Origin of the sequence: Rhizobium grahamii CCGE 502, from assembly GCF_000298315.2 — a bacterium.
GTDB classification, from domain to species: domain Bacteria; phylum Pseudomonadota; class Alphaproteobacteria; order Rhizobiales; family Rhizobiaceae; genus Rhizobium; species Rhizobium grahamii.
In genome coordinates this window covers 13720-40030 of record NZ_AEYE02000023.1, presented here as the reverse complement: position 1 = coordinate 40030, position 26311 = coordinate 13720, and the positions used below count along the sequence as shown (strand labels likewise).

Below are 26311 nucleotides of genomic sequence, written 5' to 3'. Positions count from 1 at the left end.
TCGCTCCGGTTACAATACCTGCGGACTGGATGGCATGCATTGACGCTTGGCCCGCTTAGTTCCTCAAAAAAAAATCGTTCGCATGGAACATCTGCGGTTCGCCCTTGTTCGCAGGCCTAGCGATGAGCGGCAATGCACGCCTCGAAACCCTCCGGATCTCGGGGGCCGCCTCACCAGCTAATGGATGAAAACAGCGGTAGGAGACAGTGATGCGCGCGCTTGTTTGGCACGGCAAGGAAGACATTCGGTGCGATACGGTATCGGACCCGGAAATCGAGCATCCCCGTGATGCGATCATCAAGGTAACGAGTTGTGCGATCTGCGGCTCCGACCTTCACCTCTTCCACAATTTCATCCCGGCGATGATGCCTGGGGACATCATGGGGCATGAGATGATGGGCGAAGTCGTCGAGACCGGCTCGCAGATGAACGGCCGCCTGAAGAAGGGCGACCGGATCGTGGTCCCCTTCACCATCAACTGCGGCGAATGCGACCAATGCAAGCGCGGCAACTTCTCCGTCTGCGAGCGGACGAACCGTGAGAAGGACAAGGCGGATCAAGTGTTTGGCCACACCACCGCTGGCCTCTTTGGCTATACCCACCTGACAGGCGGGTATCCCGGTGGTCAGGCGGAATACCTACGGGTACCTTTTGCGGACGAGACGCACATCAAGGTTCCCGATAGCCTCACCGATGAACAAGTGCTCTTCCTCGGCGATATCTTTCCCACCGGATGGCAAGCGGCTGCGCAGTGCGACATCGAGCCTACTGACACTGTCGTGGTTTGGGGCTGTGGCCCTGTTGGCCAGATGACGATCCGCAGCGCCGTGCTGCTCGGAGCCAGACAGGTGGTGGCGATCGACTGCATCGCCGAGCGTCTTTCCATGGCTGAGGCTGGTGGTGCGATCACGATCAACTTCGAGGAGGAAAGCGTGGTCGAGCGGCTGAACGAGCTGACGAATGGCAAAGGGCCTGAAAAGTGCATAGACGCCGTCGGTCTTGAGAGCCATGTGTCGATGGACCAGCCGGACACCCTGATGGACCGCGCCAAGCAGATGTTGATGTTGGAGAACGACCGTCCGCACGTGCTGCGCGAAATGATCTATGTCTGCCGGCCGGCTGGGATCATCTCCATCCCGGGCGTCTATAGCGGTCTAGTTGATAAAATCCCGATGGGCCAGGCCATGAACAAAGGCCTCTCCTTCCGCATGGGTCAGACCCACGTGCGTCGGTGGACCGATGATCTGCTGCGCCGCATTGAGGAAGGTCAGATCGACCCATCCTTTGTCATTACCCATTCGGTCGGGCTCGAAGAGGGACCGGAAATGTACAAGGTGTTCCGCGACAAGCAGGACAACTGCATCAAGGTTGTCCTCAAACCGTAGCGCTGGGTTCCAAAATGGCTTTTCTCTCCGACATGACTCGCTCCAAAGGTGATCCGAAGGTCCTGCGGTCCGGCCCGAGCTCTTTCAGTTCCTTCGATCGGCTGGCGCGCAATCTCGGCTGGTTCAGCATCGCCCTTGGCTTCGCCGAAATCTTTGCGGCCGAAAGGATCACCAGCGCGCTCGGCATGCGGGGCAGGGAAAATCTCGTGCGCGCCTATGGCGTGCGCGAGATAGGCGCCGGCTTCATGACGCTGTCTGTGAACAAACAGGCCGGGCTTGCAAGCCGCATCGCCGGTGACGCACTCGATATCGCTACCCTCGGGACCGCCATGCGTCCCGACAACCCTAAGCGCGAAACCGTCGGCGTCGCATTGGCAATAGTTGCCTGCATCACCCTGCTCGACATCATGGCAACCAGCGCCACTACGAGGCGTCACACAAGGTACGAGGGTCATGCCCGCTATGGCGACCGCAGCGGCTTTCCAAAAGGTATTGAGGCCTCACGCCGCGACGCGGCTCGTAAAGAGCTGGCCGATCTGCGGTCGACGCCGGGCAGCGCAAGCAGCACCTCCAGGAAGCCAGCTGGCGCTGGTGATGAATGAGAGCGCGGTTGCACTGTGAGGTGAGGTCTTGCCTTGCGGGCCGTTGGCCATGACCTTCGAACAAATCGTCGGCGCTGGGCTGATGTTGCTCTTCCTGGCCGACGTCTTCCTTACCGTCCTTTATGCTCGCGCCGGCACCGGATTGCTCGCGCCCCGCTGGAACCGGCTCATCTGGGCGTTGGTGAAAGGCCTGGTCGGGCTACTCGGCCGCCGCGGCTCTGCAGCATTGTCCTTTGCGGGCCCGATAATCGTCATCGCGCTAATTGCGTTCTGGGCGCTGGGTCTGACGGTCGGTGCCGCACTCGTCATCCGTCCCGACCTCGGCACCGCAATCCGGACGAGCAGTGGCGGAACGCCCACGGATTTCGTAACTGCTCTGCTGGTTGCGGGGAACAGCCTCTCCATCGTCGGGGGCGGCGATTATTCGCCGCATACCTCTGGCATGCGCATCCTCTTCCTGCTCAACTCTCTGATCGGGGCATCGGTGCTGTCACTGGTGCTGAGCTATCTCGTGCAAGTCTACTCTGCGCTTCGTGAAAGGAACGCTCTGGCGCTCACCGTCGACCTGATGACGGGCGGCACGGGTGATGCAGCCGAGATGCTGGCAAGGCTCGGCCCGGGCGGCGATTTCACCAGCGCGACCAGCGAACTCGGCAACCTCGTGCGTCCGCTCGCCATGACGAAGGAGGCGCATCATTTCTATCCGCTGCTGTTTTATTTTCGCTTCACGGATCCCCTTTACTCAGTGTCGCGGCTAAGCTTCATATTGCTCGATCTCACCACCCTGATCGATACAGCGCTCGATCGGCAGAAGCACAGCGTATTGGTGCGCTCGGCACCCGTAGACGCCTTGCGAAGATGTGCCCGGTTACTGCTCGCAACACTTGATCAACATTTTCCGACAGGCAATGAGACGCCCACCGACGCCGCGCAGGCGTGGGATCTCGATAGGAGCTATGCCGCGGCGATGGAGGTGCTCCGGCGCGCCTCGGTGGAAACGAACCCAAATCAAGAGCGCTATGCCGATCAGCGCAGTCTATGGGAGCCGCTCGTGCGCCGCGTGGGGCCGACGCTGGGCTATGGGATGACTGAGATCGAGTGCCGCCGGCCGCAAGATGAGGCGGTCATATATCCGTGAGTTTCAGAACCGATGGCGGCTACATCTACGAACACGGTGTCCGTCTCGATTATGAGCACCTGCGCGAACACTTCAAAGTCCCACCTGAGTTTTCACCTGGCCCAAATGCTTGCCGGCTGGGTTTCAGGGACCTGTATAGCCGTTGGAAATTTAATGACAAACTATGTTATGCCAAGCGGCTGCAGGGTCGGGACAGTGTCTCTTAGCAATTATGACGAAATCGGACTGCTTCCGTCTCCTATCGATCTTTGGCCCTCCGAAGAACGCTATTTTGGAGATTACGAATCCATAGTCGGAACAAACACGAGCAAGCAAGGTTTTGCATGCGTCCGCGCAGATGTTTCGATCTGCTCGTGGCTAAGCCCCATGAGCGTCAAGCCAACCGTTGAGCAGTACGGCCTCACTGAAAAGCGTAGACGCTATCCGCTCAGATTGTCGGCGACCACGTTTCGACCCTCTTGAAGCTCAGGCTCACCCTATGTGCAATGACTACGAGCAACACATCCGCTACGCAGAATACTGCAAGATGATGCAAGATTTGGCACTTGGGATCCCAACGCGGCAAAGCGAGGGGGATCTGCCGCGGGTTAGTGACATCAAGATCGGCGACACCGCCCCAGTCATGCGAACCGCCGGTGACAATATTGCAGAGCTGGCACAAATGAAGTTTGGCTTTCCTCCGCCCCGCAATGGTGGCCCCGTGTTTAACTTTCGATCGGAAGGAAGACGTTTCGGCAGTAGCCACCGCTGCCTTATTCCCGCCACCGCTTTCTTTGAATTCACCGGAAAAAAGCACCCGAAAACGAAGCATCGGTTCTCGTTCGCAGGGGCGCCGTTTATGGCGATCGCCGGTATCTGGCGGGCTGGCGAGGGAAATCAGCCCCCAGCGTTCTCGATGTTGACGACTGAGCCGGGGCCGGATGTGGAGCCCTTCCACAATCGCCAAGTCGCTGTTCTTCAACCGAACGATTGGAAAGCGTGGATCGATCTTACCAAGCGGGAGGAAGAATTGTTACGCCCACTGCCGGCGGGCTCGCTTAAAGTGGAGACGGTGTGCAAGGATCAGACCGAGTGGCACACCGTGAGGCCGGATCCGATGCGCACGGAAGGAAGGCAGTAAGTAATCGAGGCGACACGTTTGCGGACGCAAGTCTGGGCCATCCTCGAAAACCACATGCGACCGTCGAAGTCGAGGCTATCGACGCGGAGAAGTCGGCAGCTATCGTACAATTTGCGCCGGGTGGCGAGTTGGGCCCGGGAAAAGGCCTTTATGGCCGGCTCATCTGCTGACACCTGCCGCATCCTTGTCAAAAAAGCATCATGGGGAATCTACCACCCCAGGCCGTGCCGTCCTTTATCGAAATCTCCCTGACCAATTTAACCGCGTGATCGGCAGCACGCCCGGCGCGCCGGTAATGACGAAAATGCGCTCGATGACTTCGCCGCCGATCCAAGGCATTTGCCTCGGTAAGGAAGCGCCAGGCCAGCGTGTGGGAGTGCGCCAGCGAAGTAGAAGCCGAAACCGTCGTGGTGATGTGCCGCTTTCCAATCGGATGGTGCGGGAAAAGCTCGGAGAAGCTGCGTGAGGGTACTCCCGTCGCCCCCTCAGATCCCTTCATCAAGCTCATGCCGGTAATCGCGATTGCCAATCCGATCGTGTCGCTGCGCGACATTGTGGCCAGTTGTACCAGATGGTGGACGCAGTGCCCACTGCAGTGGGAATTGGCAAGCCTCGTCCGTCAAACCTCTTAGGGATGAAGCGTTCATTTCCGGCTTCTCCCGAACTGAGCACAGGTTCACTACAGCTGGAGCAAGACCGGCCGATAGGCTCACAATAACTTGACATCGCAAGACAGCGATGCAAATGCTCGAGCAAGGGGTTGCGATCGCCCGACGAGGCCACTGCCGAAGTATCGCGTCCTTGTCCTGGCCATGCCGACCGCTTCTGCGCCACGCCCTTCGACATCGAGGAGGTCTACTGGAGCCACCGTGGCGAGCTCTGCACCTTCGACATAATGGTCGATGAATTCGGGCTGGGGACAGAACCCATGCTCCGTCTCGCGACGATTATCCGAGGAGCAGATACCTCCAGGCTCGACGTTGCGCCCGATAGCCATGGGCGCAACATCGTCCTTAAACGCTAAAGCCCGCGGATCTTCGCCGAAAGAGTGAATCTGATTGTTCAGGGAAGGGTGGGAAGGATGATCATCCAGAAGATAGGAGTAGTTGGAGCCGGGCACATGGGCTGCGGCATCGCAGGTGCTTTCGCTTCTTCCGGATATGATGTCACGTTGATGGACGTCGACACGAAAGCCCTAGCGCAAGCGACAGGCAATATTGCCCTGCAGTTGGATGAGATCGCGGCGCGCGAAGAGACAGAGGAAAGGCGGGGGGCAGGCGCCCATATACGGATGACCCCGAACCTGACAGACCTCGGCAGCAGCGACCTCATTGTCGAGGCCGCGACTGAGAACGAGCATCTTAAGCACAAGATATTCGCGGACCTGACCCCACATCTGAAATCAGAGACAATCCTCACCTCGAACACGTCGTCGTTTTCGATCACACGGATGGCAGGGGTAACTGATCGTCCGGAACAGTTCATGGGGCTGCATTTCATGAACCCGGTCCCGTCGACAAAGCTTGTAGAGCTCATCCGCGGCATTGCGACCAGCAGGGAGACATTTGAAACTATCCGGTCCGTCGTTCAACGCCTCGGAAAAACTGTCGTGGAATTGGAAGACTACCCCGGCTTTGCCGTGCATCGGATCATGATCTCCATGATCAATGAAGCGGTCTACACGCTGCATGAGGGTGTAGGCTCTGTCATCGATATCGACACGAGCATGCGGATGGGGGCAAAGCACCCGATGGGGCCGCTCGAGCTTGCCGATTTCATTGGCCTCGACACCTGTCTTGCCATTATGAATTCGCTACGCGACGGGCTCGCTGACACCAAATATCGTCCCTGTCCGTTGCTTGTGAAATATGTTGAAGCCGGCTGGCTTGGGCGAAAGGTCGGAAGGGGCTTTTACGATTATAGAGGCAAAGTACCAGTTCCTTCCCGATGAACCGGGCGATCTTGCTTAATCGATACGGGCACGTGCTGTGCGCATTTGCCGGAGCCGCTGACTATGTGCTTCCCGGTTCAAACATGCGTCATTGAGACGGAACGAAGCCGAAGATTTTCGCATCTCGATACGAATGCCCCAGCTGTGCTAGTCCGGGATCGAGCCGCATCGCAATGTAGGGCCCTGATCCTTGATCTATTTAAGAGAATGGATTTCGCATGGGATCCTGGTGTGCGAGGAAGGCGGCACAAACGCCCATTAGTGCCCCGGCCGGCTTCGCGTACGTCGCGTTGCTCAGCAATCACGGAAGCGTTGAGTAGGGTTTCTGACACACTAGGATTGGACGCTCAGCACGCCCTCCCGAAAATGACGGGTTTTCGGCTTAACCAGCAGGTTTGCGGCGTCCCTCCGTCAGCGCAGCCCCTGCCCCAATGGGCAGGCGAGGCACCCCAATCCAGCTCGTAGCGCAATGCAATGGGCAGCCAAACTTCATCAGCGCGACTCACTGTCCTCGTGTGATGTGCTTGGCGATTGCTTTTGCCTGCACCCTGATGTCTGGAACAGCTGTTATCTCCCAGTTCTGCCCCGCCGTCAGCGCACCTACTACGAACAGGCGACCAGATACAGTCCCGTTCGGCGCCACGACCTGCGAATGTTCATCGACCTGGATTCCGAGCCCGAGCGGATCCGGTGCAATCAAGTTCACCCTCATCAGTTCTTTCAGCAACGGTGAGTGAGCAATCCCCGCGCGCTCCATTCCCGTGCAATTGATCAGCCAGTCAGCACTGATTTCAGCATTTGCTGCCCGCCTCGCATTCTGTAGGCTGCGACGATGCCGGCGGCCGCCTTCATCTCGATCGACTTGACAAAGCCGGCGTGAAACCGGACCTGTCCATCGCCGACCAGTGTGTTGAATCTTTCGAAGACTTCCGGTGCAACGCGATGACGGTGAATGTTCCACCAGGGGAGCGCGTGGCGGAGGAACCGTGACCTCTCGTCGAGCGAGAGCCGCTTCCAGATTTCCTGTGTGATAGGACGCAGGCCGTCCATTACCGCCCGCCAGTCGTTTGCGGCATTTGCGTCGGCGCGAAGGGCCCTCAATATCCCGCTGATCGTCTCCGGCAACGCCTGCGCATCGATCCTCATTGGAGCAGGGGCGGTCCTGGCATGCCCAAGCGGTGCGAGACCCCGGCGTGACAGGATATCGATCTTACCGCGATGTCCAAATGCGCGAAGAGCCAGGACCTGATCGATCATCGTTAGGCCGGAGCCCAGGATAATGACGTTGTCCAAGGGTGCGACACCGCACCCATGCTAGTCGCCATGGGTTCCTGACTATCCGCGATAGCCCCGGAGCCGGAGTGCCAATCGGCTCGACGGGAAGGTTTTGCGTTTCCGACACCCAGGCAAAGCACGACGTCTCTACCGGCAATCTCATCTCCATTTCCGAGCTGAAAGCCAAGCGAGGCCCGGGATCTGGTTTAGGATCTAGACATTGGGGTGAGAGCCACCGGTTGGGGGAAAGGGACTGGTGAGCGATTATTACTCGAAAAGACGAGTGTGCCGCCCTTGCAGGGCTGGTCCGCCGACCATGCGGCGCTAAAGGTGGTCTTCTTCAATTTTGCCCGAGTGCTCGAGAATGTTTCTTTGGCCAAGCAGCCAACGCCGAAACGCTATTGCCATCGGTACGAAAAGCCAACGCACCAACGGGCGGCACTTGGTATCGTGCAGCGAATGGTGGTCGCAAGATGTCTATGGCAAGCATTGCCCGTACGGCAAGGAGGCGCTCGGTGTAGTCATGCTGCGGTACTGTCAGGGATCGTCTCGCTGCGGCCCTGCTCGACGATCCGGCCGCGATGCGTGACAGCCACACGATTGCAGAGGTGCCTCACCACTGATCATTGTCATCGTCGCCAATTGTTGACCTTACTCAAGGCCGCAGTCGTGCCACCTGCCCGCCGGTCCGGGCATCATAAAGGGGGAGATCGACCACGAAGTCACCTGACCTGCCAACGAGATCGAGGATGGTCGCTGCAAGCCGCGCAGCACAGAGAGGATTGACTGTCAGATCGATCGTCTCGCTGCTAGAGAGGGCAAGGCGTGCGAACAGGTCGCCTTCTTCCGTTGGGGCGAACATTCGGAAGCTATCGACTTCCAAATATGCGTCTGCGTCACCTTCGCTCGATGGCAGTTGTGCGTCGAAGAGGCGCGCAAACTCTTTCATTTGCTCAACCGAAGACATTTGCTTCTCCTGATAAGTCATCCTTAGGGCCAGATCTGACGGCATCAATGAACGCTCGCTAGGCAGGCGCCATCTGCCGCTGCTGCAGGTAGCAAACAAACCAACCCGGGAACAGTGCGGACCAAGCTTCGAGGCAGCTGACTAGCCGCCCTTGCGCAATATATTCCGCTACCGTGTCCCCGACCGCAAATCCTATTCCTACACCTTGAAGAGCAGCATTCAACGCCATCTCCTTGTCGCTCAAGATGAGGGGACCGTTGACGGCGACGCCGAACCACGCGTCGTTTTCGAAGAATTCCCAGGCATAGGGTGACTGATGTCCAGGCCAGCGCCACCGTACGCATCGGTGGTGGACAAGATCACGTGGATGCTCGGGGCGACCGTGCTGGCTGAAATAGTCGGGTGTCGCGACAGCCAGTTGCCGCAATTCGGGCCCCAGACGGACGGCGACCATATCTCGTTGGATGACCTCGCCGATCCTCACCGCGACATCATAGCCGCCAGCCACAATGTCAACCGTCTCATCATCGATCGTGATGTCCAGTACGACGTCGGGATAGCGTTCGGCAAAGCTCTTGAGGATTGGTTGGATATGCTTCTGCGCGGCCGAGCGGAACGCGTGCACGCGGACAGTGCCCGCCGGCCGCTCGCCAGCAATCCTTGTCTGTGCGAGGGCGTCCCCCAGTTCGAACGCCGGTCGCACCCGTCGGAATAAGGAGGTCGGATTGTTTGCCAGCGTCGGATTTCATCAAGGCTAATCTGACTCTGGACTGCGTAGTGAAGGCTGCCGACATGTTGAACGCAAAAGACCTCTTCAGATGGTACAACCTCCTCAATCACCGGCGTTGAAAGTTCACTCTCTCGGGCGTATCATTGAAGGGTGCCAAGTCACCGCTCTTCCTTGGCACCTTGATCCTCAGGTGTTAGTAAACCCCACTTGAGGTCAGACTGCGGTGTCCAAGAACCCTTTCTCCCGGACGCTCTTGAGGGGCCAGGTTCCCGCAGCTTGCCGTGCAAACCCAGGCTCCCGAACCTCCCCTCGGTTTTTTAGGACCTTAGTCCGTCTAGACTGCCTTTCCGAGCGGAGTATTTTATGATTGTCCTTTGCTGAGCAGAGCAAGGAAAGAAGAGAAGCACTCTACCACAGTGGGTCACGTGCAGAATGAAGCCACCGAGCGCTTCTCTTCGCCAGACCAAGGAAACGGGGACCGAGTATCCTGTCTAGGACGTAAAGTCGAATGCCAGAGGGAGGGCCGCTTGCTCTCCGGAGGCAACACCTAAGCTTCCCTCCCGACCCCGCAGCAGCTGATCGTCTACACACCACCGTGCAGCCGAAGAACATGATGTTTCCCACGAATGCCGAACCCATTCGCCGAGCGCAAGAAAAGCTCGTACGGAAGGCTAATTAGAAAGGCATGGCTCCGGCTCAGCCAAAGCTACGTGCGGCCTGAAGTTATGCGCTAGTTCAGCATCAGCACTATTTCCCAAGCAATTCGAGCGAGGGAACCCGCACGCGTCGGCAGAAACCGCTCCACCCCCACCTGTGTTTCCTCAGGCCCACCGGTCGAAGACGAGGAAATTCTCCCAGGTCCGGATCTTCAGCAGGATCTTCCTGATGAGCGCGGCCTCGCTGCGGTGATCCATGTAAATAGCCACCTCCGCCGTTGCGCGATGCCATCTCACTGAGACGGCATCGCCATCACCATTTATAGGGGAATGCGCGTCCCGCAGCAGGAGCTGAGCTTAAAATCGCCCGAGTCCCTCTGATTGCGCGCTTACGCCTTCGAGTTTCCCCAATTGCGCGTGTCATCAACTCTGGCCTATTGATCAAGTATGGCTGCGTACGCATCTTGTTGTTGAACTGCGTGCCTTCGAAGTTCGACACGATCTGGACGAAGATGCCGTCGCCGCCCATTGCTGCAGGATCCTGCGCCACGGTGGCATCCTGGTCTCCCTTTCGGATACGGTCCAACGCGAGCGGCGTACCGTCGAGGCCGACAATCGCGACATGTCCCTCGGCCCCCTGCGGCACCAATCGCCCGATCTGCCGGAGCGCGGAGAAAACGCCTCTGATAATCTCGTTGCTGACTGAAAACACCCTTGATGTCGGGGTTCTGGGTGAAGGCATCCAACACCATCTTGTATGCGGTGTCGGCAATCCACTCGGTATTAAGCGACTGAACAGTGATCTCCGGATGCTTCTGCATCTCGTCGGCGCACCCTTTGTGCCGATCCTGCGCAGCGGCCGAGCCAACGGAGCCGCGCGTTTCGAGCACGACCCCTTTCCCCCGATCAATTCCGCTAGACATCTTGCCCCCATGGCACCGCCAGCCACGTTGTCGAAATCAACGTAGCCGAGTATTTCCCTTCGGCGGCGCATTCTCCATGATGGAGACGGGAAATGTTGGCCTTGTTCGCCCGCTTCACACCTGCGACGAGCAAAGTGGAATTGACGGGATTTATGAGAATCGCGTCGGGCTGCTTGGTCACCGCATCCAGCACCTGCGTCACTTGGAGGTTGGGGTCGCCCTTCCCGTCGATGATGTTCAACTTCACTCCGGCCTTGTCGGCGGCGGCCTTGATGTCGTCCACGAGTGCGACTTGACACTCGAATTGCAGACCGAAGGTTATGTACTCGACGGTGTTACCTTTTCCGTCGCCGGTGGCAGCAATAAGCTGGTCTGGTGAAAGTCCCAAACTGGCTCCCGCAGAGATCACGGCGGTAACAGGGGGTACCTACGGGATACCTCCATGATATTCTGTTGTACTGAGATGTGTTCCGTCTAGGGGGCGCTGCCAAGGAGGAAAAAATGGCTCGCACATTAGGACAATTGGTCGGCCTCATCGCACTCTTTCCGATGACAGCGTTAGCCGCGGCGATTGATCCGGCTACTGTGACGTGTAAGGAGTACAATTCAGCAAGCCATCAAGGCATGGTGGACATCAACGCGGCGCTTTACAAAGTGACCCGGAACGATGAGAAACTCGGGGCTCTCAGCGAATACGAACTCGGAAATACTGTTGACGAGGCGTGCGCTGCCAAGCCGAACTTAATGGTGCTCGACGCGCTGCACTGACTGCATCGCAGGAGATGCCTGGAAGTTTACGGTGGTGCCTCTTTCCGGGGCTTGATCGATCTATTCCGCGCCCGCGAAATACACGGGATGAGAATGCCATTCGTTGCTTCCAGACACCATATAAACTGCGGATTCCGACCAGAGCCGGCCGCCATTCCGATCAAGACCGGCCACCGTTCCCATCAAAGACCGGCTTGTTTCCAACACTGAACACTACCCCTTGGGTCAGGAACTTTGGGATCAAATGGACCACAACAAACCGGGAGATTTTGATGCCGGCAAAGAAGGTTGAGTGGCAACAGCCGGCCGCCGCGCCGCCAGAGCGCTATACCAGAACTGCGAAACCGATATATTGCAGTATCTCAATCCCGGCCCCATTAAATTCCGGTCCGGCTCCACGCAGCCTTGCGAATCGCATAAGTGTGTGCTTATGTGTAGGTATGATCGAACAGGATATTTTCCGAGCTCTGGCGGATTCAACCCGCCGCACGATTTTCGAAAAGCTGGCGAACGGCAGCATGAATGCCACCATGCTGCGCCAGGGAATGGATATCAGCCAGCCGGCGATGTCCCAGCATCTCGCCGTATTGCGAGCGGCAGGCCTGGTGCGTGAACAAAAGGATGGCCGCTTCGTGAACTATGAAGTCGATCCGGGCGGGCTAGCCCTTATCGCGCAATGGCTGGCGAGATACCGCGCCTACTGGCCGGCTCGCATCGACGATCTCAAGGTCTTGCTGAAGGATATGGATCAATGAACGACGTGAAGGCAGAGGTGCAGGCGAAGGTGCACGAAAGCGGTTTCGAGCAGAGATACGAACTGGACGCGTCGCCAGAGAAGGTCTGGCGGGCGATCAGCATCGCGGAATTCCGGGAGAAGTGGCTGCCGAGGCATGCGCTTGCCGATCCACAGTCGCTCTCCGAAAGACCGGGCAAGGAAATCCGCTACAGATTGCGCGATGACACCCCGCCCCATCTCGAAAGCACCGTCACCTTAACGATCGCCCCGAATGGATCGGGTGGAACCAGCCTCCGGATCCTCCACGAGCTAACCGGGGCGACCTCCGAGCGGCTGGCGAAAACGATCGCCAACGGCAACAACCCTACTGTCATGCTCGCCGCCTGACGCGGCAACCCTCCCGAAAGTCTCAAATGATTGGAGTTCGCCGATGCGCGAAGCAATGCAACTCGTCCCTATGGTCGTCGAACAATCCAGCAGAGGAGAGCGGTCTTTCGACATCTATTCCCGCCTGCTTCGTGAGAGGATCATCTTCCTCAACGGGGAGGTCAACGACACGGTCTCGGCGCTTGTTTGCGCACAATTGCTGTTTCTCGAAGCCGAAAATCACAAAAGGCCGATCCATCTCTACATCAATTCGCCAGGTGGCGTCGTAACCAGCGGTCTCGCGATGTACGATACGATGCGTTACATTCACGCCCCGGTGCATACGCTGTGTATGGGAACCGCCCGCTCGATGGGCTCGTTCCTGTTGATGTCCGGCCAGCCAGGCGAACGCACTGCGCTCCCCAATGCCAGCATTCATATTCATCAGCCGCTGGGCGGATTTCAAGGACAGGCATCGGACATGCTGATTCATGCTGAGGAAATGCAGAAGACCAAGCATCGCATGACACGGCTCTACGCCGAGCATTGCGGCCGCACCTACGAAGAATTCGAGAAAGCGATGGATCGCGACCGCTTCATGACGGCGGAAGAAGCATTAGAATGGGGCCTTATTGACCGCATTTTGGAGGTTCGGGCAGTTGCCGCCGACCACGTCGGCGCGACGTGACGAGCCCGGCGCAATCCCACGCGACCGCTACTTTGCGACCTCACGCGCGGGTTTTGATCGAGCCTCTTTGCGTTCACCGGCGTTAAACCAACCCGCACCGTCGACCTGTTATTCCCAGCCGAGTTCAAGTCCAGCTGGTCGTAAAAATGTCTGGCCATTCCTGTTCGCCATGAAGAACGCGAGAACATGCCGTTACGGCATACGTTGCCACGCACGGCGCTCCATTGATGACTAGCAGGGTGTTGAAGAAGTCAGTCGCGTTCGCACACGAAGCCGGAATCGTCTCCGTTGTGGATATAGATGTGCCCGACAAGGCGTCCAGCGGAGCCAAGGGCTGCCCATCCGCGACCACAGACCGGGTCATTCTCGTCTTGTCCTTCCCAGGAGAACTCCGCACAGGCTGATCCATCGCGTGCGCCGTAGCGGACATCGAGAAAGCCCTTGAGCGCGACGAATGCGATTTCGCCGTCGGCCGTGCCCTGGAATGTAAGATGCGCCTCTTCGACGAGATCGAGGGCGTCATTGTCCCAGTTGTCCATCTCGACGATGCGCCAACGACCGGCGAAGGCCTTGGCGAAAGTAGAGACTCTCGCCATCAGCCTGTCTCCGTCATGAGTTTCGGCAGCCGCACAAGATTGTAGGCGGCGGCCGCGAAGGTGAAAGCCCATCCGACGCGGTCGCGCCCGCGGAACTTCGTCTTGTCTTGCCCCGCGACGGTTTTGATCCAACCAAACGCCTCCTCAATGCGCTTGCGAATACGTAGGCTGACCCCGTATCCGGGATGGCGTGTCGTGCGTCCGTCGATAGCCGAGCGGCGACCATTGATGTTCTGCGCCACGTGGGGCGTCACCTTCATCGACCGCAAATCTTTGACGAAGTCTTTTGTGTCATAAGCCTTGTCGGCACCAAGCGTGATTGCCTGTGGCCGGTCGCAGAAGGGTTCAATCATGTGAAGAGCCGCGATGCGTTCCGCATAACCGGTTGCTTTTGTCAGATAAGCATTAACCAGAAGACCATGGCGGTTTTCCATCAACCCATGCCCCATGAAGGACAGCTTGGCCTCCTTGCCCTTTCCCTTCCTATACAGCTTTGCATCCGGATCGGTCGTTGATGCATGCGTCTCGTTGGAACGCTTTTCGCCATGGAAGTCTGCTTGCACGTTGCGACCACCGCCATCCGATGGTGGTTCGCCGTGATCGTCCCTTGAGCCGTCCTTCGGCCTGAAGCTCTTCATCGACGCCCAGGCTTCGATCAGCGTGCCATCGACAGAGAAATGGTCTGTTGACAGCAGCCGCTTTACCTTGGGTTGGGAAAGGATTGCACCCAGGAACTTCGCAGCGATGTCACCCTCAAGCAACCGGTCGCGGTTCTTTGAAAACACCGAATGGTCCCAGGCGGGATCGTCAACGCCGATGTCGACGAACCAGCGGAAGAGAAGGTCGTATTCCAACCGCTCCATCAGAAGTCGCTCAGAACGGATCGAATAGAAGGCTTGCAGAAGCATGGCGCGCAGAAGCTTCTCTGGCGCGATCGACGGTCGCCCGATCGGTGAATAAAGCGCTGCAAAATCTTGTTCCAATAAAACGAGCGCTTCGTTCACGATCTGCCGGATGACCCGTAGAGGATGATCCTTTCGAACACGAGCCTCCAGATCCACATAGCTGAAGAGTTCGCCTGTCCTCACATCGCCGCCGCGCATCCATCATCTCCAATCGCAGTAGAGCGAGTGAATCACGACCACAGCCTATGCGCTAGAGCCTTTTTCAACAGCCTGCTAGTTCCCGCGTTTGGATTTTGGAACTTTGAACCTCCACGCAGGTTATCTGACCAACTTTGGAGTGTCCATGCGCCTTCACCAAATCGCCTTACTGTCTGTCATACCTCTGGTTTCTCCTTCGGAAGCGTTTCCGCGCGATTTCTTTACCGACCTGTCTGGACAATGGTCTGGATCGGGCCAAGCATATCTGAGGAGACTGGGAGATGTGACAGCGGGATGTTTGGTCTCCGTCAATGGGACCTCTCGTAACACCACGATGAATGGAACCTGCAGATTCCTGCTGTTTCATCAGTCGCTCGGTTTAACATTGGCGAAGGCCGCTAATGATCGGGTGACTGGAACTTATACTGGAGCCAAGACTGGACCCGCTCAGCTAAGCGGAACGGTGCGGGGAGATAAGCTTGTTCTCAACGTCAACTGGGGCGCGCCAGTCAACGGCGATCGTATTGCACAGATGGTGATAACGCGAACTGGCGAGAACAGCTTTGAGCAAACGGTCATCGACAAGGTCGATGGGAAGACCAGGACAACCTCACGGTTTTCGTTTAAGCGAAAGTAGCCTTAGGCACCTGTCTCGGTGAAATAGCCGGACGCTTTCTTGGCGGATATCTCCACGAGTGCTCCAGATCCGATCAGATTAGATGGAAGCTCCACCTGCTTCACGATTTCGATCCCTGCTGAAACGACGGCTTCGCGCTTGTGATTGCTCATGGAAATCCAGGCGTCCACCCGCGTGACGCCCAGCCAGTGAAGGACGTCGACGGCAAGTTCCTGACATCGCATGTCGCTCACTCCCGCCACTTCCTCCGTCCGTGAAAAATAATCGACGGCTCTGTCACCTGATTGGGCGTTGCGCCGCGCATTATAGACCAGATACTTGACGACCTCGCCCAAAGCGCGCCCTTCCTTGCGGTTGTAGGCGATGATTCCAAGCCCGTTTTGCTGCGCAGTGCGGACGCATTCCTCTGCGGCAAAACCGAGATAAGATCGACACGTGCACATGTCCGATCCGAAGACATCAGAACCGTTGCATTCGTCATGAAATCGGCAGGCAATCTTCGTATCCGTATTTCCAAGCACGGGGTCACCAAACAGGTAAACGCTCGTCCCGCCGATAGGCGGGAGGAACGCCTTGAACTCCGGGCGGGCGACCAGATCAGGATACATCCCCCCACTGGCTTCGACCAGTGCGCGTCGCAGGGCCGTTTCCGTTATGTTGAGGCGCTCGGCGATACCGGGCAGCCACCAGACAGGCTCGATTGCGATTTTCGTTACCCGGACCCCGCCTAGGCTGTCGACAATACTCCCATCCGCGACAAGCCTTCTCGCCCGCAGCGCATTGGCAATCTCCGGCATCATCAGCCGACCGTCCGTCACCGCGATAGTCGGCTGGACCTTTCGCCCGGATGCGATTTCAGCAGCGAAATCGTCGACCACCCGGTGGCCCCAGGGATCGAGAGCGACGATCTTGCCTGGATCGGACCACTGGGGGAATGGCCCGATGTTCACGGACGGCCTGGTGTTGCCAAGGGCTGGAGAATGAGACGCAGACAATGCTCCCGATACTGTTGCGATCGCTCTGTAGGGTGCGAACGCTCCGGCATGAACTCCGATGGTGTTGCGTCCCGGCTGTGAACCCGCGAGGATCGGGCCTCGCTCTCGCGGCGACGCTTCGTGCCAGCAAAGGTCGATCGGCGAAAACAGGCGTTCAACTGCATACGCGTTTGTTTCCTGTCTCGTCGAGACGTCGTTGGCAATGGGACTTTGATTTCTCATGGTTCTCCGACTGTTGCAAACATGTGGGGCGCGTCGAGGTTTGTCCCCCCACGCAGAATGAAGGCAATTTGCTCGATCCTGCTGATACCGACGACTGCTGCGGCTAGTCCGATAACGCCTTCCCAAACGGTCAGATACAGAACTGGCCACAAGGCGAAAAGGAGGAGCGCTCCTGCCTTCGCGGACCAAAAGTGGAACATCATCAACTTGCCCGTGAGAAGCCAGGAGGCGAGCAGATACAGGAGCGGGCCGCCGAACAGGACCGCCAATGCCATCCAATGGCGCGAAGCGACGTCAGGATACGAGAGCAACAGAAAGAACAGGATGGCGACCGAAAAAAAGTTGTCGACAATCGCGTCAAGGCGAGCGCCATATTCCGATGCCCGTCCGGACTGTCGCGCGACCCAGCCATCGATCAGGTCGGTTGTCGATGCTGCCAGATAAACGGCGATAGCGTAGCCGAGGTGATGATAGCTTTCCAAGAGAAGTATCGGCACGATCAACACGCCACGGCTGACCGTCACGACGTTGGCCAGTTTCAACGACCCTTCTTCCATGACGATCTGGCCATAGGAAACACTCATGACGGGTCCACGCAAAGTCTCAACGTGGTGTCGCGTGCGATCAGCCGTTCGATCGAATAGGCGTTATGATGCATCGGGCAGACAATCTGCTCCTTCTCGTTGATGTAACCGAACTTCAGAGGACCGCCGCGGTGAGGGCACGCGTTGGGTACGAGATAGAGTTGGCCACGGTGCGAAAGCAGGAAATACTCGACACCGCTTCTGACAATGGGTGGAAGGTCGTGGCCGATCCAGCTTGCGTTCGCGCCCATCTGTCAAACCTCACGCGCGACGCTTGAGCGGGGAAACCGCTTGAATGCCGCGGGGTCAGTGATGATGCCGATCCCCCCGACCTGAAGCCAGCGTCGCGCCTGGGCGACTTCGGTCGGAACCGCGCAGCCACCCGGCTCGGCAAGGTCCGCGCGCATTCCAAACTCTGCTGTTCCGTTGCGAACAGCTGCCTCGAACACCGTCGTCACCTCGAGCATGTGTTGGCCGGAGCGTTCGAATGCCTTTCGCGTCAATTCCGCTCCAACGACAATTTCGGTTCCGACCTCCGGCCCAAACTTTGAGACCAAGGGGGTGACGACTTCATCCGCCACCATTGCCGAATGATGAATGTCGATGTGGGCATGTTCTCCGAAGTAGTGAGCATCGACTCCATGATGGAAACGCTTCAAATATCGGAAGTGCTCTTCTGTTGACCGCTGGTAGCTCGCTTCCGCGTAGAGCAGAAAACCGATCTGGAGAAAGAGGTTGCGGGGGCTCTGGAACATGAAATGAATAACATTGTGTAGCTCCAGCGTCGGCGTGTCGAATAAGGGCCAGTAGGTGTTGTATTCCTCGCTCAGTTCAAACCCGCGCATTGTCGATCGAAAAAGCACGCTGTGCTTCTTGCCGTGTGTGCCGTATCCGAACTCGTCGATGAGAATTCGAAACAGGGCGGATTGGGGCTCGCCGTATTCGCCGATGACACCCAATGCGGATGCGGAAGCCTCCGCCAGCAGATCGACCGATGATTGGATCAGGAAGTTGCGGTAGTGGTGAGTGCGCGACTGCGATTGCTCCAGGAATGCAAGGAATGCGCTCGGCTTGCACTCCTTGAGAGCCGGGACCAGATTGCTCACATAAGCGGCGCAGTCCTCCCCAGCTGCAGTCTTACGTGCGTTTTCGACCAAAGGGGCGATCAGGAGGTCTTCGAGATCAGCCCGAATGGTGTCGAGACGCGAAATCTCGCGCGGATCGTAATGGCGATGCATGCGCGCAACAATCGACTCGCTCGGCGCAGCGGCTGGAAGAAGGATATAGCGGCCTTGATAGCTTCGCATCAGCGTCTGATGTTGAACGTAATTCTGAAGCTCCGCGTTATCACTCGTGGCAAGCGAAGCGGCATCTGTACGAACGTCATAGACCCACGGGGGAGCTGCGCCAGCGCGAGCTGCAAGACGTTCTCCGATATCGAACAGCACCTGCCGCGAAAGTGCGTTCATGCTCTCACCGTCCTCGGCTCGTATATCGTCACGGCCACACCATCCTTGCTAAAGCAGTCGACGAGCCGCCATCTGCTCAGGTCGAATTTACCCCCCGGTTCATTGGGACACATGTAGCTTGGAGCCTCCATCGATCCGGTAATCACTGGAATATGTTTTATGATAATGCGGTTCACCAATCCCACCTGGTGCAGTCGGTGCAGGAGACGGCTGCCGCCTTCGACGATCATGCTCCTTACGCCACGACCCTCAAGAATATCCATAAGGGCCACCAGATCGACGCAGCGCTCGCCGCACGAGAGCACTTCGACATTGGGTTTGGCTGCCAGGGCGGCCATGTCGACATACTCAGCCATGCGGGAAACGGCGACTAGCGTCGGCAAGCCGTCGTTGAGTAGCTTTGCATCCAAAGGCAGCCTGGCGCTCGACGATGGAATGACGCGCAGCGGATTCGGACCGGGGGCATGGCGCACCGTCAGTTCTGGATCGTCCGAAACTACGGTTCCGGAACCGACCATTATTGCGTCGTTCGATGCCCTGTGGGCATGGAACCAGGTACGCAGGTCATCGCCGTAGAAATCGAACAGATCTTTGCTTGATGCCTTGGACCCTAATGACAGTTTCCCGTCGATCGTCAGTTCGGACAGAGTCGTGATCTCGATCATGCTGTTTCCACTCGATACGCTTTAGAAGGTGAACGGGGTCGCCACATTCAAGCGGTGTCCAAATACCTATTATTGCGAGCAAAATGCGCTGCTGTGTCTCAACGCCTCATCCTGCCCCAAGTTCCCGCCGTGGGCCCGCCACACGGGCAACGAACATAGCGTCAGCTCCATGTCACGGAGCGGGCGACGGCGGTCTTCCAGTAGAACCGGTGAGCCAGCGCTCCGGCGATATGACCAGCAATCAGTCCCAGGACACCACCTTCAAAACGCCGGCATGGATGCCGCCATGGGTTCCGTAGCCGAGATAGTAGGTAGCAACGCCTGTCGAAGGCGCAAAATGAAGGACGTACAGAAGCAGATGGGTCACCTTGGCGGCGAGACTGAGGATCGCAGCCTATTCGGGAGGGACGCTGGCACGTCCCGCGTAAACTGAAAAGCTGGGCGAAGGATGACCAGGAGCAGCATCGCAATCCCGACATAGGCGTGAATTCGAACTGGCCACCTGATCGGCCGTGGCGGATCCCGTCCGCTTGACGCTTCGGTTCACTCCTCCATACTGTCGGGAGATAGAAGGTTGAGCAAGGCAAGTGCTGCCGTCAGCCAGTGACTGCAACTATCTGCTCCCTGGCGGCCATTGCTCGAGGACGAGCGCGCGAGTTCCCGCGTTACGGTTTCGGGATCTTCGCGCTGGGGGTAGTGCTGGAGACCGAACCTATTGAAGGGGCCGGAAAATCTTATTGTGCAGGTCTTCGGAAAGCTCGGGCGGATTGACGCTGTCTTCCATTCCTTGGAAGTCGACTGTCGGAAGGGCACGGCCCCGAGTTTACCTGTCGTGCCCGCACACGGCCAATCGGCAGTTCAGCCGCGTAGGGTCGTGCCGACGATTCCACGCACTCGAGTTGAGGCTTTGTCGCTCCAAAATTTTACCGTCAGAACCATGCAAAACTGGTCGCAAAACGAGAAATTTGATTCGGGGTCGATCAACGCACCTCTGGAATAATTGTAAGCTTCGTGCTACACATCTTGTTAATCTGTAGTGCGAAGGTGGCAAAATGCCGACACCTCATAATCCTCCGGCCGCCGTGCGGCGCGCGCTGCGCAAACTGGGCGCAGACATCCACGACGCACGTCGCCGTCGCCGCCTGCCTATGGCGGTAGTAGCCGAACGTGCCTTCACCTCACGCTCAACGCTTCAAAAGATCGAGGCCGGCGACACCAATGTTAGCATCGGCATCTATGCAGGCGTCCTCCAGGCACTCGGCCTGCTAGATGGGCTGAGCCAAGTCGCCGACATTAGTAACGACAGCGTCGGCCGGTCTCTGGCCAGCGCGGAGTTGCCCAAGCACGCTCACCCAAAGCGATCGCCGGGATCGTCACGCGATGGCTGATTTTGAAGTTCTTCTCGGCCTGCATGGCCGCACACGTCCGATCGGGCTGGCGCGGAGTAATCGCGTCCGTGGTGCCGAAACGATTTTGTTTGAGTATGACCGTGCCTGGCTTGAAGACCCCGACCGCTTCTCGCTGCAGCCCGCTCTAGCACTGAGCCGGGGAGCGTTCGCCCCGCCCGCCGGCCTCACAACATTTAACTCTATTGGCGACTCAGCACCCGATACCTGGGGCCGTCGCCTCATGCAACGCTCGGAAAGGCGCATGGCTGAGCGCGACGGCCGGGCCGTTCGCACGCTGGCTGAAAGCGACTATCTGCTTGGTGTCGCCGACGAGACACGGCTCGGCGAGCTCCGTTTCCGCTGGGTTGGAGAAGAGGAATTCCAAGCGCCGATCGGTGCCGGCGTCCCGTCCCTCATCGAGCTCGGCCGCCTGCTTCAGATCACCGAACGTATTCTGCGCGATGAAGAAACCGACGAAGACCTCCAATTTATCTTCGCGCCTGGCTCCTCGCTTGGTGGAGCGCGCCCGAAGGCTTCTGTTATCGATCAACATGGTCATCTCTCGCTCGCCAAGTTTCCTAAGGAAACGGACGACTACAGCATAGAGACATGGGAAGAGATCGCTCTGCAACTGGCTGAACAAGCCGGCATTCTCACACCCGTCCACGAGCTCATCAACGTCGCCGGCAAGAAGGTCATGCTCTCGCGTCGCTTCGACCGCGATGGTGCTGTCCGGATCCCCTTCCTTTCCGCGATGGCAATGATGGGCGCAAAGGACGGCGAGCGTGGTAGCTACCCGGAGATCGTAGACGCCCTGGCCGAACACGGCGCGCAGGGAAAGGCTGATGCGCACGCGCTTTATCGCCGCGTCGCCTTCAATGTGCTGATTTCCAACGTCGATGACCACCTGAGAAATCACGGCTTTCTGTGGCTCGGCAAAGCCGGCTGGTCGTTGTCCCCGGCCTACGACCTCAATCCAGTGCCTACCGACGTCAAGGCGCGGGTCCTGACGACCAACATAGATCTTGATGAAGGTGCCTGCTCCCTTGATCTGCTGGAAGAAGCTGCAGGGTTCTTCGCCCTCACACTCGCCCAGGCTCGCGCGATCATTAAGGAAGTCGCGACCTCCACCGCAACCTAGCGCGAGACTGCAAAAGCCGTCGGTGCGCGATCAGCCGAGATCAACCGTATGGCCAGTGCGTTCGAGCATGATGATTTGCGGCGAGCGCTAGCCCTATGACGAGAACCTTAGCGGAGTTGAACCCGCGGCTCACGAGGGTATGGGTCATGACGCCCCGTCGTTGTCAAACGTAGATTGAAGCATCAAACGGAGTATTCTCCGAAAAGCACGGGGGATAGATATGCGATCTACCATAAATCTTGACGACAAACTCTTGGAGCGAGCCAAATCCCTGACGGGCACGAAGGAAACGGCGGCTCTTGTCCGTCTGGCGCTGGAGACGCTTGTGCGCGTTGAATCTGGAAGGCGGCTGATCGCTCTTGGCGGCTCTATGCCCGACGCCGAGGCAGCCCCTCGCCGGCGGAGCTAAGTGGCTGTAGATACCTCAATCTGGATCGACCATTTTCGATACGATGACGCCGACCGGAGAAAGATCATCGAGGATGATCGACTGCTCTGCTACCCTTTTATTGTTGGCGAATGGCTCCAGGGAGTCTGCCAGAACGAGATGCCCTTATCGCGTTCCTCGCATCTCAACGCGAAGCCGTAGTCGCAACAAATCCAGAGGGAGTGACTGTCATTGAGCGCCGCTCAGGCCGGCCCGCGCGCCGGCTTCGGCCAGCACCTCCATAAAATGAACGACATATGCGGGACCTGAGCCTGACGCGGCGGTGACCGCATCCATGAGTCCTTCGTCATGCACGAACGCGACTCGGCCGATGGAGCACAGGAGTTCCTCAGCCAAGGGGGCAAAAGAGCCTTGTCGTCCGATCTCGTTGCGACAGCAATCGATCATCCCTCCCCAATCGCTGCCGGGGTGTTTGGCAACCGGCTGCATGATGCGCAGACGAGGAACCACTGAAAACCGGAGACGAGATGATTGATACTCCGCACTAAACTTGATAATCAGCCACATGTTTTGACTGTGGGACAGCATCATGACTTTTCAGCCGCGCATGCAGAACGCGATCGAGGGTTTCTCGGTCGTTGGCGGGCTTAGGCGTCGAGATTGGAACGGGATTACAGCCGACCTTTGGGATGTGGAATGCGGCGCCTATGCCGGCGGCCACTATGTTGCGCGCGATCCGCGATTGTTCATCCTTCTTGATCATCTCGGGCGTGGCCGACCATCCGTCAAGCTGTCGGCGATGGCAGCGGGCGCGCCACAAGACCGGCGTGCCAGCCCGATTTCCTTCATTCCGGCGGAAATGGAACTTTGGGTAGATATCAGAGAGGTGCAGTCCATGCGCCACCTCGATATTCATTTCGATGCCGCCATCCTCGGCCAGCGACTGATGGAGGATATTGACCCACAAAGGCTTCAGGATCCGCAACTGCTCTTCTTTGACCAGCGGATCATGGCACTTGCAGAACTGATAGCGGCTGAGATTGCGCATCCCGATCCCTTGCATGACCTGTACGGCGATGGGCTCGCGCTTGCGCTGTTGATCGCCGTCTTGAAGATCGCCAAAACGCCGACACGCAGGCGTGGCGGCCTGGCCTCCTGGCAGCTGCGGCGGGCTACGGACTTCATAAAGGACAACGCGGCCCGCAATATCCGGCTCCAGGAGTTGGCGGAGCTGACGGGACTGTCGCAATCGCATTTCAGCCATTCGTTCAAGGCTTCGACAGGGACGAGCCCGCATGAGTGGCAAATGACCGCAAGGCTGGAGCGTGCAAAGGAGCTCCTTCAAGGCGAGAAGCAGGCACTGACAGCCATTGCCGCTGAGACAGGTTTTTCTGATCAGGCGCACTTCACCCGCGTCTTTCGAAAGCATGTCGGCACAACACCGGCGCGGTGGCAAAGGCTGCGGTGCACGTGATGCATTTTTGCAAGGATCTGCTCGTCAATTTTCAATGTACCCAAAATCGTTCAATCCCCACCGATCACGCCAAGCCCGGCAATTAAATTTGAGTTAATCGCTCATCATATCAGCGGGTGGCCCGAGCGAGCCGCCGGCAGTCAGCATGAGCGGGGTCCCATCAATGCATGAAGTTGAACGTTTCCGGCGCGCGCGACGCACACTGAGTACCAGCGCAGCAATAATTGCCATTTGCGCGGCGTGGGCAGCGCAGGCGCAGACTGCCGACACGCCGCTGGCGCCGATCGTTGTTCAAGGCCAAAATACCGGGAACAGCGCAACGGGGCCAGTGAAGGGCTATGTCGCCCGGGAAACGACGACAGGATCCAAAACGGGCACGCCGCTTAAAGAGATCCCGCAGTCAGTTTCGGTGGTCGGCACGCAGGAAATGAATGACCGCGGCGTCATCAACAAGGTGGACGAGGCGCTACGCTATACGCCGGGCGTCAATGCCGCCCCGTACGGAACTGATCCCGACACCGACTGGTTCTTTATCAGAGGCTTCGACGCAACGCAGACCGGCGTCTTCCTTGATGGGCTGAACCTGTTCAGCTACGGCTTCGGCGGGTTTCAGATCGACCCGTTCATGCTGGAGCGCGTCGAGGTGCTGAAGGGACCGGCATCTGTTCTATACGGCGGCTCCAACCCCGGGGGCATCGTGAATATGGTGCGCAAGCGCCCGACCGACGAGCCATTTTACTACACCGAAACGGGCATCAACAGTAATGGCAACGGGTTCGGAGGCTTCGACGTCTCGCACAGGGTGCGCGGCAGTGAGGCGCTGAGTTATCGCCTCACCGGCAAGATCGCTGGCGGCGACAACTACTCGGACTATTCCCGCGATCTCCGCGGCTTTTTCATGCCGCAACTCACGATATCGCCGGACGATTCAACGGAGCTCACGGTCTGGGCCTATGCCGGCGGGTTGGACCAGGTGCACACAGGCAACGGCTTCCTTCCGTATGAGGGTACAGTGGTCGACGCGCCGTTCGGCAAGATCAGACGCGACTTTTTTCCTGGCGAGCCCGATCTGGACACCGGGCGCTACAATCAGGAAATGATCGGTTACGAACTAGAGCACGAGTTTGACAACGGCTGGAAGGCGACGTCGAATTTCCGATATGGGCATTTGAACAAGTACGAGTTCGGCCCATACCCATACCTCTATTCCAGCGCAACTACTCTGAACCGCATTGGCTTCGAAGGCGATACCGCTGCCGACAATATCGCCTGGGACAATCGCGTCGAAAATGAGTTCGAGCTCCGCAGCGCCACCCACAACATCATGGCGGGCATCGATTATCGCTACTACCGCATCGACAACGTCCAGAATTTCGTTTTCGGCTCGGGCTCGATCGACGTGCTAGATCCCGTTTATGGGTTACCCCAGGTGCCCAATGGTCCGCTCTACAACGAAGTCGTCAACATGAACCAATTGGGGTTCTATACACAGGATCAGATCCATTTCGGAGACGGCTGGCTCCTGACCCTCAACGGCAGGTATGACTTTGTCCATACGGACTTAGACAACAGGCTCACGCCGGCAAGCAGTTTCACCAGCTCCGAGGGAGCGTGGAGCGGTCGTGCCGGCCTCGCCTACGAATTCGACAACGGGCTGACGCCTTACGTCAGCGCTGCAACCTTCTTCAATCCGCTGGTTGGAACCGGTTTTGACGGTCCTCTTAAGCCGGAAGAGGGGGAACAGTTGGAAGCGGGTGTCAAATATGAGCCGACCTTTATTGATGGTTCGCTGACTGCCTCGGTTTTCCAGATCAACAAGCGGAATTATACCGTTTCCATGCCCGCACCCCCCTACACGAGGCTGCAGCTTGGCGAGGCGGAATCCAGGGGCTTCGAGTTGGAATCAAAAGTCAATATCGACGAAAACTGGAAGCTGCTCGGCTCGCTCGCTTATACGGACGTTGAAATAGCCAAGAACCCGCTGAACCCCGCCCTCATTGGCAAGACGCCTGTTATCGTGCCTGACTTCACCGCGTCGCTGTGGCTTGACTACACTGTAACCATCGGGGCTCTAGAGGGACTAAGCCTTGGAGCAGGCCTGCGCTACAAGGGAGCATCGTGGGCTGACGAAGCGAACATGCACAAAGTACCTGATGCAGCGCTTGTGGACGCGGCAGTTCGCTACAGGAAGAACGACTGGGTTGCGTCGCTCAACGTCACCAATGTCTTCGACAAGGTCTATGTCGAGAGCTGCGGCGGCATCGGTGCGTGTGGTTACGGCGACGCGCGCACCTTTACGTTCAAGCTGAGCAAACTCTGGTAGACCGCAGAGAAGAAGGGCCGA

The 26311-nt window shown here is 58.0% G+C and carries 27 protein-coding genes and 5 pseudogenes; 17 read left to right on the top strand and 15 right to left on the bottom strand.

Features of this window, described 5'->3' with window-relative positions:
- Positions 1 to 209: 209 nt before the first annotated feature.
- From RGCCGE502_RS19275 to RGCCGE502_RS19260, 4 genes are all read left to right on the top strand, one after another.
- Positions 210 to 1385 (top strand): zinc-dependent alcohol dehydrogenase, encoded by a 1176-nt coding sequence (locus RGCCGE502_RS19275; protein ID WP_016555864.1) that lies wholly within the window; start codon positions 210 to 212, stop codon positions 1383 to 1385.
- Between the two features lie 14 nt (positions 1386 to 1399).
- Positions 1400 to 1987, top strand: coding sequence for a hypothetical protein (locus tag RGCCGE502_RS19270; RefSeq protein ID WP_016555863.1), 588 nt, complete (start codon positions 1400 to 1402; stop codon positions 1985 to 1987).
- Between the two features lie 49 nt (positions 1988 to 2036).
- Positions 2037 to 3125 carry a potassium channel family protein gene (locus RGCCGE502_RS19265; RefSeq protein ID WP_016555862.1) on the top strand — a complete coding sequence of 363 codons (1089 nt, stop codon included), beginning with the start codon at positions 2037 to 2039 and terminating at the stop codon, positions 3123 to 3125.
- A gap of 478 nt (positions 3126 to 3603) precedes the next feature.
- Entirely contained in the window at positions 3604 to 4245 is a 642-nt protein-coding gene (locus RGCCGE502_RS19260) for an SOS response-associated peptidase (protein ID WP_016555861.1), read from the top strand.
- A gap of 187 nt (positions 4246 to 4432) precedes the next feature.
- Here RGCCGE502_RS19260 and RGCCGE502_RS37765 read toward each other — a convergent pair whose 3' ends face one another.
- Positions 4433 to 4798 (bottom strand): hypothetical protein, encoded by a 366-nt coding sequence (locus RGCCGE502_RS37765; protein WP_016555860.1) that lies wholly within the window; start codon positions 4796 to 4798, stop codon positions 4433 to 4435.
- Between the two features lie 264 nt (positions 4799 to 5062).
- Here RGCCGE502_RS37765 and RGCCGE502_RS19250 point away from each other — a divergent pair.
- Positions 5063 to 5245 (top strand): annotated as a pseudogene (locus RGCCGE502_RS19250) (chromate resistance protein ChrB domain-containing protein); the annotation flags it as partial.
- Between the two features lie 81 nt (positions 5246 to 5326).
- Positions 5327 to 6196, top strand: a complete 870-nt coding sequence (locus tag RGCCGE502_RS19245; protein WP_016555858.1) for a 3-hydroxybutyryl-CoA dehydrogenase — start codon at positions 5327 to 5329, stop codon at positions 6194 to 6196.
- Between the two features lie 502 nt (positions 6197 to 6698).
- Here RGCCGE502_RS19245 and RGCCGE502_RS38090 read toward each other — a convergent pair.
- The 3 genes and pseudogenes from RGCCGE502_RS38090 to RGCCGE502_RS19230 form a co-directional block, all read right to left on the bottom strand.
- Positions 6699 to 7674: pseudogene (locus RGCCGE502_RS38090) on the bottom strand (FAD/NAD(P)-binding protein); the annotation flags it as partial.
- Positions 7675 to 8126: 452 nt separating this feature from the next.
- Positions 8127 to 8438 carry a hypothetical protein gene (locus tag RGCCGE502_RS19235; RefSeq protein WP_016555857.1) on the bottom strand — a complete coding sequence of 104 codons (312 nt, stop codon included), beginning with the start codon at positions 8436 to 8438 and terminating at the stop codon, positions 8127 to 8129.
- A 58-nt stretch (positions 8439 to 8496) separates the two neighbouring features.
- On the bottom strand, positions 8497 to 9141 hold the full coding sequence (locus tag RGCCGE502_RS19230; RefSeq protein ID WP_016555856.1) for a LysR substrate-binding domain-containing protein: 645 nt from the start codon (positions 9139 to 9141) through the stop codon (positions 8497 to 8499).
- A gap of 616 nt (positions 9142 to 9757) precedes the next feature.
- Between RGCCGE502_RS19230 and RGCCGE502_RS39240 the strand changes: the two are divergent.
- Positions 9758 to 9919: pseudogene (locus RGCCGE502_RS39240) on the top strand (IS5/IS1182 family transposase); the annotation flags it as partial.
- A gap of 339 nt (positions 9920 to 10258) precedes the next feature.
- On the opposite strand, the gene RGCCGE502_RS39110 reads toward RGCCGE502_RS39240, so the two are convergent.
- Together RGCCGE502_RS39110 and RGCCGE502_RS19220 are read right to left on the bottom strand one after the other, a co-directional pair.
- Positions 10259 to 10747 carry a sugar ABC transporter substrate-binding protein gene (locus RGCCGE502_RS39110; protein ID WP_141652378.1) on the bottom strand — a complete coding sequence of 163 codons (489 nt, stop codon included), beginning with the start codon at positions 10745 to 10747 and terminating at the stop codon, positions 10259 to 10261.
- Positions 10740 to 11135, bottom strand: coding sequence for a substrate-binding domain-containing protein (locus RGCCGE502_RS19220; protein WP_016555854.1), 396 nt, complete (start codon positions 11133 to 11135; stop codon positions 10740 to 10742). The genes RGCCGE502_RS39110 and RGCCGE502_RS19220 overlap by 8 nt, the downstream gene beginning before the upstream one ends.
- A 113-nt stretch (positions 11136 to 11248) precedes the next feature.
- On the opposite strand from RGCCGE502_RS19220, the gene RGCCGE502_RS19215 reads away from it, so the two are divergent.
- The 4 genes from RGCCGE502_RS19215 (at position 11249) to RGCCGE502_RS19200 (ending at position 13305) form a co-directional block, all read left to right on the top strand.
- On the top strand, positions 11249 to 11515 hold the full coding sequence (locus RGCCGE502_RS19215) for a hypothetical protein (protein WP_016555853.1): 267 nt from the start codon (positions 11249 to 11251) through the stop codon (positions 11513 to 11515).
- A 440-nt stretch (positions 11516 to 11955) separates the two neighbouring features.
- Positions 11956 to 12270, top strand: coding sequence for an ArsR/SmtB family transcription factor (locus RGCCGE502_RS19210; RefSeq protein ID WP_016555852.1), 315 nt, complete (start codon positions 11956 to 11958; stop codon positions 12268 to 12270).
- Positions 12267 to 12638 carry an SRPBCC family protein gene (locus RGCCGE502_RS19205; protein WP_016555851.1) on the top strand — a complete coding sequence of 124 codons (372 nt, stop codon included), beginning with the start codon at positions 12267 to 12269 and terminating at the stop codon, positions 12636 to 12638. Before RGCCGE502_RS19210 ends, RGCCGE502_RS19205 begins: the two co-directional genes overlap by 4 nt.
- 43 nt (positions 12639 to 12681) lie before the next feature.
- Complete coding sequence (locus RGCCGE502_RS19200; protein WP_016555850.1) at positions 12682 to 13305, top strand: ATP-dependent Clp protease proteolytic subunit; 624 nt, start codon at positions 12682 to 12684, stop codon at positions 13303 to 13305.
- A gap of 251 nt (positions 13306 to 13556) precedes the next feature.
- On the opposite strand, the gene RGCCGE502_RS19195 is transcribed toward RGCCGE502_RS19200, so the two are convergent.
- From RGCCGE502_RS19195 to RGCCGE502_RS38775, 8 genes are all read right to left on the bottom strand, one after another.
- Positions 13557 to 13901, bottom strand: coding sequence for a hypothetical protein (locus RGCCGE502_RS19195; RefSeq protein WP_016555849.1), 345 nt, complete (start codon positions 13899 to 13901; stop codon positions 13557 to 13559).
- A complete protein-coding gene (locus RGCCGE502_RS19190) occupies positions 13901 to 15004 on the bottom strand; it encodes an IS5 family transposase (RefSeq protein ID WP_016555848.1) in 1104 nt (367 codons plus the stop codon). Before RGCCGE502_RS19190 ends, RGCCGE502_RS19195 begins: the two co-directional genes overlap by 1 nt.
- A gap of 639 nt (positions 15005 to 15643) precedes the next feature.
- Complete coding sequence (locus RGCCGE502_RS19180) at positions 15644 to 16858, bottom strand: GTP cyclohydrolase II (protein WP_016555846.1); 1215 nt, start codon at positions 16856 to 16858, stop codon at positions 15644 to 15646.
- Positions 16855 to 17442, bottom strand: a complete 588-nt coding sequence (locus RGCCGE502_RS19175; RefSeq protein ID WP_016555845.1) for a CDP-alcohol phosphatidyltransferase family protein — start codon at positions 17440 to 17442, stop codon at positions 16855 to 16857. Before RGCCGE502_RS19175 ends, RGCCGE502_RS19180 begins: the two co-directional genes overlap by 4 nt.
- Positions 17439 to 17693, bottom strand: coding sequence for a Rieske (2Fe-2S) protein (locus RGCCGE502_RS19170; protein ID WP_016555844.1), 255 nt, complete (start codon positions 17691 to 17693; stop codon positions 17439 to 17441). Before RGCCGE502_RS19170 ends, RGCCGE502_RS19175 begins: the two co-directional genes overlap by 4 nt.
- A 3-nt stretch (positions 17694 to 17696) precedes the next feature.
- Positions 17697 to 18911, bottom strand: a complete 1215-nt coding sequence (locus RGCCGE502_RS19165; RefSeq protein WP_016555843.1) for an iron-containing redox enzyme family protein — start codon at positions 18909 to 18911, stop codon at positions 17697 to 17699.
- On the bottom strand, positions 18908 to 19576 hold the full coding sequence (locus RGCCGE502_RS19160; protein WP_016555842.1) for a RibD family protein: 669 nt from the start codon (positions 19574 to 19576) through the stop codon (positions 18908 to 18910). Before RGCCGE502_RS19160 ends, RGCCGE502_RS19165 begins: the two co-directional genes overlap by 4 nt.
- Positions 19577 to 19817: 241 nt before the next feature.
- Positions 19818 to 19943, bottom strand: coding sequence for a hypothetical protein (locus RGCCGE502_RS38775; RefSeq protein WP_019280151.1), 126 nt, complete (start codon positions 19941 to 19943; stop codon positions 19818 to 19820).
- Positions 19944 to 20628: 685 nt separating this feature from the next.
- On the opposite strand from RGCCGE502_RS38775, the gene RGCCGE502_RS19150 reads away from it, so the two are divergent.
- The 4 genes and pseudogenes from RGCCGE502_RS19150 to RGCCGE502_RS38085 all read left to right on the top strand — a co-directional run.
- The gene (locus tag RGCCGE502_RS19150) at positions 20629 to 20964 is read left to right on the top strand and encodes a helix-turn-helix domain-containing protein (protein WP_016555840.1); all 336 of its coding nucleotides are present in this window, start codon (positions 20629 to 20631) and stop codon (positions 20962 to 20964) included.
- Positions 20957 to 22204, top strand: a pseudogene (locus tag RGCCGE502_RS19145) (type II toxin-antitoxin system HipA family toxin). Before RGCCGE502_RS19150 ends, RGCCGE502_RS19145 begins: the two are co-directional and overlap by 8 nt.
- Before the next feature lie 121 nt (positions 22205 to 22325).
- Positions 22326 to 22514 (top strand): type II toxin-antitoxin system VapB family antitoxin, encoded by a 189-nt coding sequence (locus RGCCGE502_RS19140; RefSeq protein ID WP_016555838.1) that lies wholly within the window; start codon positions 22326 to 22328, stop codon positions 22512 to 22514.
- Positions 22515 to 22738, top strand: a pseudogene (locus tag RGCCGE502_RS38085) (type II toxin-antitoxin system VapC family toxin); the annotation flags it as partial.
- Here RGCCGE502_RS38085 and RGCCGE502_RS38080 read toward each other — a convergent pair.
- Positions 22722 to 22829: a pyrroline-5-carboxylate reductase dimerization domain-containing protein gene (locus tag RGCCGE502_RS38080; RefSeq protein ID WP_244441747.1), complete on the bottom strand. Its 108-nt coding sequence runs from the start codon at positions 22827 to 22829 to the stop codon at positions 22722 to 22724. The pseudogene RGCCGE502_RS38085 and the gene RGCCGE502_RS38080 sit on opposite strands and share 17 nt — an antisense overlap.
- Positions 22830 to 23082: 253 nt before the next feature.
- On the opposite strand from RGCCGE502_RS38080, the gene RGCCGE502_RS19125 reads away from it, so the two are divergent.
- The gene (locus tag RGCCGE502_RS19125) at positions 23083 to 23967 is read left to right on the top strand and encodes a helix-turn-helix domain-containing protein (RefSeq protein ID WP_016555835.1); all 885 of its coding nucleotides are present in this window, start codon (positions 23083 to 23085) and stop codon (positions 23965 to 23967) included.
- Positions 23968 to 24130: 163 nt separating this feature from the next.
- Positions 24131 to 26290, top strand: a complete 2160-nt coding sequence (locus RGCCGE502_RS19120) for a TonB-dependent siderophore receptor (RefSeq protein WP_016555834.1) — start codon at positions 24131 to 24133, stop codon at positions 26288 to 26290.
- Positions 26291 to 26311: the final 21 nt, after the last annotated feature.